Source organism: Phormidesmis sp. 146-20 (assembly GCF_052939475.1).
Map to the genome: position 1 here is coordinate 78,202 of NZ_JBJPHT010000006.1, position 12,453 is coordinate 90,654.

General features: G+C 47.5%; 13 protein-coding genes and 1 pseudogene. 9 read left to right on the plus strand and 5 right to left on the minus strand.

Translation table 11 applies throughout. From position 1 onward, the window contains the following. Positions 1–260: 260 nt before the first annotated feature. Complete coding sequence (locus ACKFKH_RS07360; protein WP_446857611.1) at positions 261–1,079, minus strand: SAM hydrolase/SAM-dependent halogenase family protein; 819 nt, start codon at positions 1,077–1,079, stop codon at positions 261–263. A 129-nt stretch (positions 1,080–1,208) separates the two neighbouring features. On the opposite strand from ACKFKH_RS07360, the gene pirA reads away from it, so the two are divergent. The 4 genes from pirA to ACKFKH_RS07380 all read left to right on the plus strand — a co-directional run bounded on the left by pirA (position 1,209) and on the right by ACKFKH_RS07380 (position 3,704). Then, a complete protein-coding gene (gene pirA / locus ACKFKH_RS07365; protein WP_446857612.1) occupies positions 1,209–1,364 on the plus strand; it encodes an arginine synthesis PII-interacting regulator PirA in 156 nt (51 codons plus the stop codon). 264 nt (positions 1,365–1,628) lie between these two features. Then, on the plus strand, positions 1,629–2,537 hold the full coding sequence (gene thyD, locus ACKFKH_RS07370) for a thylakoid membrane protein ThyD (protein ID WP_446857613.1): 909 nt from the start codon (positions 1,629–1,631) through the stop codon (positions 2,535–2,537). Between the two features lie 45 nt (positions 2,538–2,582). Next, positions 2,583–3,134 (plus strand): Uma2 family endonuclease, encoded by a 552-nt coding sequence (locus tag ACKFKH_RS07375; RefSeq protein ID WP_446857614.1) that lies wholly within the window; start codon positions 2,583–2,585, stop codon positions 3,132–3,134. Positions 3,135–3,488: 354 nt separating this feature from the next. After that, positions 3,489–3,704, plus strand: coding sequence for a hypothetical protein (locus tag ACKFKH_RS07380; protein WP_446857615.1), 216 nt, complete (start codon positions 3,489–3,491; stop codon positions 3,702–3,704). 93 nt (positions 3,705–3,797) lie between these two features. On the opposite strand, the gene ACKFKH_RS07385 is transcribed toward ACKFKH_RS07380, so the two are convergent. The 4 genes from ACKFKH_RS07385 to ACKFKH_RS07400 all read right to left on the minus strand — a co-directional run bounded on the left by ACKFKH_RS07385 (position 3,798) and on the right by ACKFKH_RS07400 (position 5,798). Beyond that, on the minus strand, positions 3,798–4,037 hold the full coding sequence (locus ACKFKH_RS07385) for a hypothetical protein (RefSeq protein WP_446857616.1): 240 nt from the start codon (positions 4,035–4,037) through the stop codon (positions 3,798–3,800). A 149-nt stretch (positions 4,038–4,186) separates the two neighbouring features. Continuing rightward, a complete protein-coding gene (locus ACKFKH_RS07390) occupies positions 4,187–4,393 on the minus strand; it encodes a hypothetical protein (protein WP_446857617.1) in 207 nt (68 codons plus the stop codon). A gap of 565 nt (positions 4,394–4,958) precedes the next feature. Further along, the gene (locus ACKFKH_RS07395; RefSeq protein ID WP_446857618.1) at positions 4,959–5,378 is read right to left on the minus strand and encodes a tetratricopeptide repeat protein; all 420 of its coding nucleotides are present in this window, start codon (positions 5,376–5,378) and stop codon (positions 4,959–4,961) included. Positions 5,379–5,441: 63 nt separating this feature from the next. Continuing rightward, entirely contained in the window at positions 5,442–5,798 is a 357-nt protein-coding gene (locus tag ACKFKH_RS07400) for an iron-sulfur cluster assembly accessory protein (RefSeq protein ID WP_446857619.1), read from the minus strand. Positions 5,799–6,012: 214 nt separating this feature from the next. Between ACKFKH_RS07400 and ACKFKH_RS07405 the strand changes: the two genes are divergently transcribed. The 5 genes and pseudogenes from ACKFKH_RS07405 to ACKFKH_RS07425 all read left to right on the plus strand — a co-directional run bounded on the left by ACKFKH_RS07405 (position 6,013) and on the right by ACKFKH_RS07425 (position 12,427). Then, complete coding sequence (locus ACKFKH_RS07405) at positions 6,013–7,641, plus strand: DUF6930 domain-containing protein (RefSeq protein ID WP_446857620.1); 1,629 nt, start codon at positions 6,013–6,015, stop codon at positions 7,639–7,641. A 421-nt stretch (positions 7,642–8,062) separates the two neighbouring features. Beyond that, a complete protein-coding gene (locus tag ACKFKH_RS07410; protein ID WP_446857621.1) occupies positions 8,063–9,229 on the plus strand; it encodes a hypothetical protein in 1,167 nt (388 codons plus the stop codon). A gap of 410 nt (positions 9,230–9,639) precedes the next feature. After that, positions 9,640–9,951: pseudogene (locus ACKFKH_RS07415) on the plus strand (HU family DNA-binding protein); the annotation flags it as partial. 38 nt (positions 9,952–9,989) lie between these two features. Continuing rightward, a complete protein-coding gene (gene cobD / locus ACKFKH_RS07420; RefSeq protein WP_446857622.1) occupies positions 9,990–11,039 on the plus strand; it encodes a threonine-phosphate decarboxylase CobD in 1,050 nt (349 codons plus the stop codon). Positions 11,040–11,059: 20 nt separating this feature from the next. Continuing rightward, the gene (locus ACKFKH_RS07425; RefSeq protein WP_446857623.1) at positions 11,060–12,427 is read left to right on the plus strand and encodes a dihydrolipoyl dehydrogenase family protein; all 1,368 of its coding nucleotides are present in this window, start codon (positions 11,060–11,062) and stop codon (positions 12,425–12,427) included. Positions 12,428–12,453: the final 26 nt, after the last annotated feature.

Consider the following 12,453-nt stretch of genomic DNA (forward strand, 5'->3'; position numbering starts at 1 on the left):
TCTTGTATAGATCTAATTGCAACTTCATCGGACGACATTAACAAAACGCGAATTCGATAAAGTTTTTTTGCTTCGTTGTTCACGTCTTCTGCCCCCCAACCCCCCAATTCTGGGAAGCTTTAGAGCAAGATTTTCAAATCAAAGTCCCTCACTTGTGGGGAATTTAGGGGGCTGCCCAAATTGACGACCGCAGCGAAAGATTCCGTCGAATTCGCGTTAACAAAGCATTATTACTGAATTTGCACTGAAATACGATCTCTTCAAGTTACCCGCAAGGGGTCGCTTCGAGTTACCCGAAAGGGGTCGCCCCAGTTCAGTCCCAGTTGCCTTTGAGCATTTCCTTGGTTGGTGGCGATTTCGATCCAGTTGTGACTGCCAATTAATGCCAAAACTTCTCCAGGTTCACTGTCTGCATAGGTCGTTTTGCTTGGATAAGTTATGTGAGCGATCGTCACGCTCCAGTCCCTTCCCTCCACTTCTGTCCCCGGAATATTCGTAATCAGATTGCCAAAATGGTCGATCGCTTGAATCGATCCTTCAATTGTGTGATCTGTCCGAATGGGATTAGCAATGGGAAACTGCACGATCGTATCCAACTCGATCGCTCGTCCCAATTCCCTCAACGGTACGCCACTCGCCAAATGTGCGCCAACCGGGGCAAAAATATCGCGTCCGTGAAAAGTCTGACTCGGAGCCAAAACGCGCCAATAATTGGGATTTGTCAACTCAACGGCGGCGACCCCTTGCGGGTAACTCGAAGAGATCGCTTTCCACTGGCTCAACACGCCACTCACCAACCCATTGTCAGGACTGACCAAAAAACCAGACCCAAGCTGAACGGCGATCGCTCGTCTCGCACTGCCCACCCCCGGATCAACGACAGCTACATGCACCGTTCCATCAGGGAAGTAAGGATAGGCATTCATGAGTTGAAATCGCGCCATCGCTACGGATTGAGGCGGAATCTGATGGGTAATATCGATCACTTGTAGATGAGGATTGACGTGAGCGATCGTCCCTTTCATCACCGCTACATACGCATCACTCAGTCCAAAATCAGTTAGAAGGGTCAGGATCATTTATCAGTAGGTTCAGTAATATTTATGTTTTTAATGTTAACTTTGGTAGCATAAGCTACGGATTATTCTACTAGCTGCTACCATTAGAATAAGCGAAAGCTAACAGGTGACACTCTAGGAACGTTTAACATGAACAGAAATCGTAATCAAAACGCCGCGCAAACTGCCAGCGTCCACCGTGAAAACCTTCAGAAAAACCTGCAACGCCGCATCGAAGCTGCCAGAGCTAGCGGTGACACCAACCTTCTTCGACTGCTAGAAGCAGAAGCCAGCTATCTCAAGTAGTGCTTCACTCATCATTCAATTCTGCTCCTATTTAGGATTCACGCAGAGGTACAGGCTAAAAGGTTTGTGCCTCTTTTATTTTGGGCTTTTTTTGATCTTCTGTTGATCTTCTGCTTTGATCAAGTTGCAGCAGTTCTCTGGTGAGTCAGGACGGTTGAGTAGAGGACGCTTGTATACTGAATTCTAAGTTTTGTGGAGGGGTTCTCAGAATTCCTTTCTCTATTTAATTTTCTAAAAAAACTTTAGAGCACACGGAGACACTCAATGAAAGTCGCAATTACAGGGGCAACGGGATTTGTGGGCAGTCGTTTGGTAGAGCGGCTTTTGGCTGAAGGGCATCAGGTCGTTGTGTTGACGCGCAATCCTGCTAAGGCTGCTTTTCCTCAGTCGTCGAGTCTCGAAATCGTTGCCTACAATCCAACTGAGTCGGGCGATTGGCAAAATGTCTTTTACGGCTGCGATGGTGTAGTTAATCTGGCAGGAGAAGCGATCGCCGAATCCCGCTGGACACCCGAACGCAAACAAGCGCTGATCGACAGCCGCAAAATCACTACCCAAAAGATCGTCGAAGCCATTGCCAAAGTCGATCACAAGCCTTCTGTCTTGGTGAATGCATCAGCGATCGGCTTCTACGGCACCAGTGAAACGGCCACCTTTGACGAAACAAGTTCTGCGGGAGACGATTTCTTAGCGGAGATCTGCCAAATCTGGGAAGCCGAAGCCAGCAAGGTTAAGGAAATTGGAACTCGATTGGTCATTCTGCGATTGGGCGTTGTGTTGGGAGATGGAGGCGCGTTAGGTAAGATGTTACCAGCCTTTAAGTTGTTTGCGGGTGGCCCGATCGGCAGTGGTAAGCAGTGGTTTTCGTGGATTCACCGAGACGATGTAGTGAGTTTGATTGTGCGGGCACTGACGCGATCGGACATGGAAGGCACTTTTAACGCAACGGCTCCCAATCCCGTCCGTATGGTTGACCTGACGAATACGATCGGTGAAGTGATGAATCGTCCTTCCTGGCTGCCTGTCCCTGTTTTTGCGTTAGAGGCGATGTTAGGAGACGGCGCAAAAGTGGTGCTAGAGGGTCAGGAAGTCTTGCCCAAACGAACCCTATCCAGCGGATTTGAATATCAATATCCAACCCTCAAGCCAGCACTAGAAGCCATTCTAAAATAAAGTTTTGAGTGGTTCCTTTATTCAACAAGTCCTGGAGAATTGCCAATGACCATCGCAACTTATAAATGGACAATCGATCGCTATCACCAGGCGGTAGAGGCTGGCATATTTGACGATCAGCCTATTGAATTATTGAATGGAGAATTGATAGAGATGTCCCCCGAAGGAGTTCCCCACGCTGGCTTGAGCGACAGTTCATCAAGGTATTTGCAAAGGCTACTAGGGGAACGAGCGATCGTGCGTGTAGGGCACCCAATCACGTTGCCTAATTGTTCTGAGCCTGAGCCAGATTTAGCGATCGTTCAACCTCTAGAGCAGGTCTACAAAACTGAGCATCATCCCTACCCAGAGAACATCTTCTGGGTAATTGAATATGCAAACTCTAGCTTACAGAAAGATACGGACATCAAGCGTAGAACTTATGCGGCGGCGGGAATTTGTGAATACTGGGTGATTAATCTCAGAACGATGGCGTTGATTGTCTATCGCAATCCTGTCAATGGGGATTATCAATCTGAAGTCACGCTGACCAGTGGAACCATTCATCCATTATCTTTTCCAGAGGTTGCGATCGAGGTGATGAGATTAATTCATTGATCGCTGAATTGGCTCAGACTATTAATTGAAGGATTGGCCAAAACGGAGCGAAGTCACCGCCGCCTCAATCACTGCAAAAAGTACTTGACTTTTACAGAGAAATTCTTGTACGCTCTCTGGTTAAGTTGCCTTGCGTGAAGTGTTCGGCAATCGGATACCCAAAAATTCTAGCCGTCGCCGCTCAAAGCTGACTGAGACCCAGCAATGAACGGCTGACCCCCAAGCTGACTGAGACCCAGCGTGGAGGCTAATGGAGAATCATAGCATTCCTCCTAGTCATCCTGCTTTGTCCTGCTTGTGGGATGGCTAGGTTTTTGGGCCTTCCTGCATCCCAAAATTTAGGAGAACCCCCAAATGTCTGACAATCTGCGCGATTTTCTGTCTGACGACGAGCCGCCCACCGACTACGAAAAGCTGAAAATTTTGATCATTGGTTTCCCAGCAGGGGTTACCGAAACGATTCACGCGCTATACAGCCTTGGGTTTGCCGAAGTGAATGATTGGAGTCCCCTATTACCCGCCCCTAAACCAGGAGAAGTGATGAGCATTTTGAGGCGCGATCGCGGATAACTCAAAGCGATTGGACTCGATAAAAAAGTGGCGGCGGATATCAGTGGATTTGAAGATCCATCTGCTCTCAAGTCCGTTGCCATCTTCTCAACCCTACTGACTGAGCCGTTTTGTTAGCCAACTTGTCGCACCACTGATCAGCGCACCTGCCATGAGAACGCCGATCGCGGGCGTAAAAACAGGCTCCCAAAGTTTGTACCAAAGATCTAACCCCAGCGGAATTTTAGCCCCTCGACCAATCACAGCCGCCGCCAGCCAAAAGAAGCTAAAAAGCACCAGAAATAAATCCAGCATCAAAATGAAGTTAAGCCACTTCAAAAACTGCTCTTTCATATAAGGTTATTAACCTAAAGTTGTTAAACGCATCGGCAAGAATTGATCTACACTTCATACCTTATCAAAACACTTTATCAAAAAATAGGGCTGCCTCTGGGATTCAGGACAGCCTTATCAACGATCGAATCAACATTGCAAATCAGAATTTACAGTTCCTCAAATTTAGGTAATCCTTTGTGGTGCGATCGTTGCAGATTTTCTGGATCGACATAGTGACAGACCGCATCACTCACACAGATGATCGCCCACCCTGCCTGATCTATCTCTCTTAGCTGATACCCCGAAGCTTGTTGAACAAAGCAACCTCTGTGATTCCGTGTGCCCGGTTTAACGCCTACGAATTCATACAACATGGCTAAATTATTCCTAAACGAATCAGTGGATTTGCACAAGAAGCTTTCACACCCCTTCACAACCAAAAGTGATGATCGAGTCGATCGAGTCGTTATGAGTTTTTGCAGTTAGTAACTGAAGCGATCGTTGAGTGCCTTCTGATCATCAAGCATTCAAAAATCGCGCCTTTTAATAACTGTGAAATGGTGTAAAGACTACTCTTTGTCTTGTTAGTTGAATCTTACCATTCTATTTCTGAAAGCATCATTAAGTTAGTTGTGATATTGTTTCGAGTAATGTATTTCAGTCGTCAAGATCTTTACCGCGTTGCAAGTATTTCAGCCGTTTTAATGTAGTTTTATGACCAGCATCCTCTAGCTTCGATTTAATCAGCCGTTTATTCTAGCGGCAAGTTCAAATTCTCTTAAAGTCCCCCAAGATTGCCAGCTTGGGAGGGCAGAAGCCTTAAGCAACGCAGCGAGATTTATGATCAACTTCACGTTAGTTTACAGAACTAATCCATAAAAAAATGGAGCCAGGTTCAAAAACACTAACTCCAGCTCAACTTGGACTTTGATTCAAAACTTACTCAGCCAGCCAGGCCTTAACTCGCTCCATACTGACCCAACCTGGCTTACGAGTTAGCCCATCTTCGATATTTTTCTCGACCTCTTCGCGCAATTCTGGAATCGCCATCGTCAACTGTTGAGCCACTTCGACATGGGTTCTGACCCCCTTCTTGTTTAAGTCGAGCATGGCCAGCACTAGATTGATTCGTGCTTGCGGATCTTGGGGATTGAGCTTTACTGCTTTTTGGGCAGTCGTAAAGGCCAAAGAATGCTTGCCAGTCAAGAGATATAACCATGAAAGACAAGTCCAGGCAGCGCTAGTTTTACCAGAGCGATCGCAGATTTCCTTAAAAACAGGAATCAACTCCTCTGGGGATTCGCCTTCCTTGTAGCGTTCCAGGGCTTCATCAAAGATGGTTTCAATAGTTTGAGTCATGATTGAGCTAAAGGTCTAAAAATTAAACGATCGCAATGGCAGTCTGAAACTAACGCCGAAACCCTATGCCGAAAACGATTTGCCACAGCCACAGGTCTGATCCGCATTGGGGTTTGTAAACTGAAAGCCGCCGCCAATTAAAGCATCACTATAGTCCAACAGCAACCCATAGAGATAGAGCATACTTTTGGGATCACAGACCACCTTAAAGCCGTCGTAATCGTAGACCTCATCATCCGATCGAATATTGCTGGGATCTTCAAAATTCATCGTGTAGGACATGCCAGAACAGCCGCCGCCTCTGACCCCCACCCGCAAACAAAGATCCTGCCCTTGCTTTTCTCGCAGCGCCATCACATGCTTGAGGGCCGCATCACTCATGAGAATTCCACGCTTTTGGGACTGAGTTGCCTGTGTCATGGTCGTCTGACTCCTAAGATCTTTTGCTGATTGATCTAGTTTATCGATTATTTGAGTAAAACAGATTTCTGAGTCACAATCTTACCGAACTGACTATGCTGATAGAAGGCTTTTGTACGACGTTTCAGAATGTCGGTGAGGAAGTAGATTAGCGTCTAAGATAAAGTCTGCTGTCCGAGAGCCTTGCATCGTCCCTCCGTTAATTGACTTGGTTATGACTGGTCTCAATCGTGCTACTCGTCGTCGGCTGCTGCAACTACCGCAGGTTCCTAGTGTCTGGGAGGGCGATCGTCGGCCACTCTCTACAGGGTTGTCGATCGCCAGCAGTCCGACGATAGACTCGACAAATGCCCATCCCGATGGCGACTGTATTCTTTGGGTCGATGGGTCACAAGGGGTCGTCAGAGCAATGGATGTGGTGCCGGATGAGACGGGGCATGAAGCGATCGTTCGCACTTTGTTACGAGCGATGGAGCATCCCCACAATCCAGGAAAGCCGGCTCGTCCTCAAAAGATCGTGGTGCGCGATCGAGAAACCCAGTTTTACCTGAGAGGCGTGCTGCAAGATTTAGAGATTACTCTGGACTATGTGCCTGAGTTGCCGCTGATTGATGAGATCTTTCGCGGATTTCAGGATGCGACGGATACTCGTCCGCCTCAGTTGCCACCCCAGTTTGCCGATCAGTTGATCGAGAAGGCAGAAGGACTTTGGCAAGATGCCCCCTGGGAAGTGTTGGGCGATCATCAAATTTTAGAAATCGAATTAAATCAGTGGGATCTGCACAGCCTCTATGCCTCAGTGATGGGGATGCTGGGGATGGAATATGGGATTTTGCTGTATCGATCGCTCGATTCGCTGAAACAATTCCGGCAGCGCGTGTTGGCTAACGAATCGCTTGAACAGATGGAAGAAGCTTTTCTGGGTCAAGATTGCCTGTTTCTCACCTTTGAATCGGGCGAAGACGAAGACGAAGACCCGCTAGAACTCGTCGATCCAGACTCAGAAATTACGCCTGTTTTTGGGACGCTCCATCCGTTAGAAGGGATTCGATCGTTTCTCTACGACGAAGAAGCCCTATCACTGCTGGTCATTCTAGAAGCGCTGCATCGATTTATGCGGCAACATCGGCGCAAATTTGAGGGCGATGCTTTTCCGGCTGTCAGCAGTAAGTACAAAATTCCCCTTCCTGAAGGGAGCGAAGCAAACACATCAGCCGTATCGGTCAAGGTTTCGACGATGCCCGATCTGGCAAATGAACTGTTTGCAATGGTAGACGACGAGGAAGAGGAGCCGTTCTTTCCGGTGATTCGGGACGACTTGGTGCCAGAGCATTCTTTCTTGAGTTTGGGCGTGATGCCGTGGGAAATGGTGGAGCGAATGCGATCGCACGTCGATCATCACCAGGGCGGCGAACCGACAGAATCGGGAGAAGGGTTGCCCGTGATTTTAATCCAGACTTCTCGACCCAAAGCGAAGGCAATGGTAGATGAAATTAAGGAGGCAGGCGGCATTCGCGGTATTTGCTTTAATCCTGGTGCCGATCCGTTTGTGGGCGATCACTATGATTTGGGACTGCTGCAAACCGCCAACGGCGAACTTCATTTATTTGGCGAATTTGAAGAAGACGATCCCACCCATATTCAGGCGCGTAAAAAGTGGGAGCAGCGCTGCAAGAAGACCAAAGGCTATTGTGGGCTGGTCGTAGCCAAGGGACTGACGGGCGCAAGTCGAGGTAATCCCAATATGAAGGATATGGTGGCCCTGTTTGAAGTGAAGGCAATCTCATCGGACGAGTTGGGTCTGGGACTGCTAGAGCGTAAGTTTGCGGTGGATTGGGTCTAAAAGGGCGCTCGAAGCGAAGGATCGCAGATCAAATCGGCGTTGCTAACTCAAGGTGGAGTCGATGGGATCTTTTCGCTTCGTTATTCAGTGCTTCTGCCCCCCAACCCCCCAAAACTGGGGGACTTAAGCCAAGAATTTCAGTTCAAAGTCCCTCACTTGTGGGGGATTTAGGGGGCTGCCCAAATTGACGACCGCAGCAAAAGATTTCATCGACTTCACGTTAACTTAGGGGATGAATTGGGGATGAATTGCCCTCAACGTCGCGAGAGATCGGACGTTCAAGGTTTTTCAACCCAATAAACGCACCCTTTTTGATTGGGCAAAGCAAGAATTGATGTAACGAATTCAGAAACGGCGATCGTCAGGGGTGAGTCAACTCACTAAGTTAGAACCATCCTTTACAACGCCTCCACTCCTGAAAATGACAAACATCACACAAAAAAACTTCAAAGCGCATCAAATCACCATCGCTGTGCTCACCGGATTGATTCTACTCACAGGTGCCAAATCACAGCAAGCCGGACTGGCCTCTCAGCCTTCAAACACTGTGCTGTCAAACACTGTGCCTTCAAAAATAAGGATGACCCGATCGCCTGCCTTGCCCTCATCCGTTGAACAAAGGGTACGCCAGGATTTGTCTCAACGGCTCAATATTCCGTTGCGGGATGTCAAAATTGTGAGCTTTAGCCAGCAAACCTGGTCAGATAGCTGTTTGGGGTTAGGAGGTGCGGCTGAGGGCTGTTTGAGGGGAACTGTCCAGGGTTGGCGAGTTGAAGTCACCAATGGTCAGCAAAATTGGTTTTATCGCACAGATGACACTGCCCAGGCGACCCGATTGGAACCTCAGCCCAACAATGTGGTGACTTTGCCTGCCGATGTCGCTCAACGTTTGCTAAAAACGGTTGCTAGACAAGTGAGCATTCCTATCAGTCGCTTACAGATTGCAGAAGTCAAATCAGCGACCTGGGATGGCTGTCTAGGAGTCTATAAACCAGAACAAGCCTGCACTCAAATTGCGCTATCTGGGTGGCAAGTGATTGTGACGAGCGACGACCCCTTGCGGGCAACTCGAAGCGACCCCTTGCGGGTAACTCGAAGAGATCGCAGTTGGGTGTATCACTTAGACGAATCGGCAAACCGGATTGCTCAAAACCCAACTGCAAGTCGCAGCCAAGGTGGACTGGTGCCTTCCTTTATTCCAGAACAGAACAAGCCTGAGATCGAAACTAACGTGGTTTTTCGGTCGATCGTCAGCGGCGATCTCACAGGCAAGGTGACTCAAGTGACCTTAACGAATGATGGCGTGATCACCCAATTGATCACCGCTCCCAATATTCGTTCTCGCCCAGTTGTGCTGGGGCGATTGTCTTCACAACAAGTGGAGCAATTTCAGCAAATTCTGCAAACGCAGCGCTTTCGCAATTTGAATGACTTGAGATATTTGAGTAGTGCAGCGTTTGCCGACTATCCCACTACGACCTTGCAAGGGGTGGGCAGTACCGTTCAGTACATCGATTTGGAGGTCAAAAACCTCCCTAAAGCGTTACAGTCCGTAATTCAAGCTTGGGAGAAATTGCCTTCTCGCTAGGGATCACGAGTGATCCCAAAGTAGAGTCATTGGACGGTCTGGTGAAGGGTGCAGTTTCGCCATCGTCTCTCATGACCAGCTTTCTCAAATGAGACGAAGTTTGGCGATCGCTTCCTCTGGTCGATCGCCCCTTGATCCAACTCAAAGCCAGTGTAGTCGGGTCAGTGCCTTACATTTCTTAGCAGTTGGGACGGAGTTTTGGGTATAAATGCTTATCAAAATGCCAAAAATGAGCAGAAAAGTGCTGTAATCCATATAACTTAAAGCTTTTCACGCTCCAGATTGAGAGAACAGCCTATAGAATGGGTCATTGAAAAATCGAGGTTCTGGGAGTTTCAGCCATTTTGAACCGACCACCTTGAGGATTCAACTTTCGGTCTCACTTTGAGACTAAAGGAACGCTTCAAACCCACTCAACAAACTCTGAGGGAAACGATATGAATAAGGGCGAACTCGTGGATGCAGTCGCTGAGAAGGCTAGTGTCACCAAGAAACAAGCAGATGCAGTGTTGACTGCTGCGATCGAAACGATCGTCGAGGCGGTTTCTTCGGGTGACAAAGTGACGCTGGTTGGTTTTGGCTCATTTGAGTCGCGTGAGCGCAAAGCTCGTGAGGGGCGCAACCCCAAAACAGGCGATAAGATGGAAATTCCGGCGACCAAAGTTCCTGCATTTTCGGCAGGGAAGCTGTTTAAGGAGAAGGTTGCTCCTTCTGACGACTAGGCTGGCTAGACATTACGACCTTTTTAAGCAGGAAAATTTTGAAACGTCCAGTGCATGGGGGGAATTTAGCTTGGGCAGCGGCGCTGGTTGGCTGTTCTCCCTCTGCAATTCTTGATTTTTCTGCCAGTATCAGTCCGTTGGGGCCGCCCCGATCGGCGATCGAGTCCATTCAAAATAATTTAGGTTTGCTGAAAGCGTATCCTGATCCCGCGTATGGGGAGTTGCGATCGGCATTGAGCGATTTTCACCAGATTTCACCGGACTGGATCTTGCCTGGAAACGGGGCGGCTGAGTTGCTGACATGGGCCGCTTGGGATTTGGCAGCGTTAGACACGACCTGGGTTTTGACTCCTGGATTCAGCGATTATTTTCGAGCGTTGAAGGCGTTTGGGGCACGGGTCGATCGCTATTCCTTAATGGTTCAGAATGGTTTAACGACACTTCCACTGGATGCCCAAAAGTCTGGGTTGCTGTTAAATAATCCCCACAATCCAACGGGTCAGCTATTTGCAAAAGCGTCCATTCTGCCTTATCTCAAAGCGTTTTCGCTCGTGGTGGTGGATGAGGCTTTTATGGATTTCTTAACGCCCGATTGTCAACAAAGTTTGATTGATGAAGTTGAGAATTATCCCAATTTAGTAATTTTACGATCGCTCACCAAGTTTTATAGTCTGCCAGGATTGCGATTGGGCTATGCGATCGCTCATCCCGATCGATTGAGTCAATGGCAACAGCGGCGTGATCCCTGGTCAGTGAATGTTTTGGCTTCTGTGGCCGCGATCACCATGCTAAAAGACACCGAATTTCAGCAACAAACCTGGGATTGGTTAGAATCTGCTAAACCTGCGTTATTTGATGGGTTGAAACAATTACCAGGATTGCATCCTTTTCCGAGTGCTGCTAACTTTTTTTTGGTAAAAACTGAGCGATCAAGTGTTGAAATTCAAAAGCAATTATTAGCAGATCACAAGATTTTAATTCGAGATTGTTTGAGTTTTGATGAGTTGGGCGATCGCTACTTTAGAGTTGCTGTGCGTTCTGAGTCAGAAAATAACCGCTTGCTCGAAGGATTAACCAACGTTTTGTAATTTTTGTTGTAACTTTTAATATGGCAGTTGAGTATGATTTGGTCGTCATTGGTAACACGGCGGTTGGAATTCATGCCGCGATTTCGGCTGCTCGATTAAAAGCAAGAGTTGCCTTAATTGATCAAGCGGTGAATACAGAAAAAACGGTCGATTGCTTTCGAGAAGTCGGGCGCATTTCTCAACAGATTACGCGAATCAATCAACTGAGCTTTTATCAACAGACGATTGATTCCAATACACTCAATTGGACAAAGGTTAAAAAGTGGGCAGATACGATCGCAACTGACTTTCAAGAAGCCAACTCTCCTGCGGTTTTAGCCTCTTTAGGAATTGAGGTAATCCTTGCATCAGGTGAATTTGTGCGTAAGCCACAGACTGGTTTTTTGGTGAATGGACGACTGCTACGATCGCGTGCTTTTCTAATCACAACGGGAATGCTAAGAACGCCCACGATCGAAGGTTTGAAGTCAACTCATTACCTCACCGAAAAAACCGCCTTTCAGTCCTTACCTGCTACCTTAACCATTATTGGTGACGATGCGATCGCGATTGAGTTCGCGCAAATTTTCACTCGGCTAGGCGCTCAAGTTACGTTGATCACAACTCAATTTTTGGCAGGAGTCGATCGAGAGGCAGCATTTCTCATTCAGGCACAGCTAGAAGCAGAAGGCGTTCGAGTTTTGGCCACCCAAGTAACGCAGGTAAGACAGATTCAAAATAAGAAATGGGTACAGGCGGGAGATGTCGCGATCGAGACTGATGAAATTCTGTTAGCAACCAAGACAGAACCCAATTTAGAGGGATTGAACTTGGAAGCAGCGGGAGTGCGATCGCCCATTCAAACTAATGCAAAACAACAGACGACGAATTCCCGCATTTATTGGTGCAACACTCAACACGAAGCAGATATTGCCGTTAAAAATGCGCTATTTTTTCCAATCTACAAGCTAAATCGTCACATTCCCAGAGTTATTTTATCAAGTCCAGAAATTGCCTGGATCGGTTTAACAGAATCTCAAGCAGTTCACGAATACGGCAAAGACATTTTTGTTTTAAGGCAACCTTTCAAAACTTTAGAAAAGGCGCAAATTCGAGGAGAACTCACGGGATTTTACAAATTAATCGTGCGTCGAAATGGCTCAATTTTAGGAGCGCACATTGTTGGCACTGAGGCAAGTGAGTTGATAGGAGCAATCGCCTTCGCCATGCAAAAAAAACTGAAGATAAGCGCGATCGCTGCTCTCCCCTTTCCTTCTTCCACACTCTCAGAAATCCTATCCAAAGTTGCTACAGATTTTCAGTCTCAAACGCTCAAACAAAATTCCAGACTACGAGACTTTTTGCGGAACTTTTTTAATCAGCGGAGACGGCGATCAAATAACAAATAAACCGTGAATTCAATACGATTCTTCGC

Bases quoted from the DNA above. Each gene is read 5' to 3' on its own strand.
- ACKFKH_RS07410 (WP_446857621.1), top strand. From the start codon at position 8,063: ATGACAAACATCACACAAAAAAACTTCAAAGCGCATCAAATCACCATC.
- ACKFKH_RS07395 (WP_446857618.1), bottom strand. From the start codon at position 5,378: ATGACTCAAACTATTGAAACCATCTTTGATGAAGCCCTGGAACGCTAC.
- ACKFKH_RS07400 (WP_446857619.1), bottom strand. From the start codon at position 5,798: ATGACACAGGCAACTCAGTCCCAAAAGCGTGGAATTCTCATGAGTGAT.
- pirA (WP_446857612.1), top strand. From the start codon at position 1,209: ATGAACAGAAATCGTAATCAAAACGCCGCGCAAACTGCCAGCGTCCAC.
- ACKFKH_RS07385 (WP_446857616.1), bottom strand. From the start codon at position 4,037: ATGAAAGAGCAGTTTTTGAAGTGGCTTAACTTCATTTTGATGCTGGAT.
- ACKFKH_RS07380 (WP_446857615.1), top strand. From the start codon at position 3,489: ATGTCTGACAATCTGCGCGATTTTCTGTCTGACGACGAGCCGCCCACC.
- ACKFKH_RS07425 (WP_446857623.1), top strand. From the start codon at position 11,060: ATGGCAGTTGAGTATGATTTGGTCGTCATTGGTAACACGGCGGTTGGA.
- ACKFKH_RS07390 (WP_446857617.1), bottom strand. From the start codon at position 4,393: ATGTTGTATGAATTCGTAGGCGTTAAACCGGGCACACGGAATCACAGA.
- ACKFKH_RS07405 (WP_446857620.1), top strand. From the start codon at position 6,013: ATGACTGGTCTCAATCGTGCTACTCGTCGTCGGCTGCTGCAACTACCG.
- ACKFKH_RS07375 (WP_446857614.1), top strand. From the start codon at position 2,583: ATGACCATCGCAACTTATAAATGGACAATCGATCGCTATCACCAGGCG.
- thyD (WP_446857613.1), top strand. From the start codon at position 1,629: ATGAAAGTCGCAATTACAGGGGCAACGGGATTTGTGGGCAGTCGTTTG.
- ACKFKH_RS07360 (WP_446857611.1), bottom strand. From the start codon at position 1,079: ATGATCCTGACCCTTCTAACTGATTTTGGACTGAGTGATGCGTATGTA.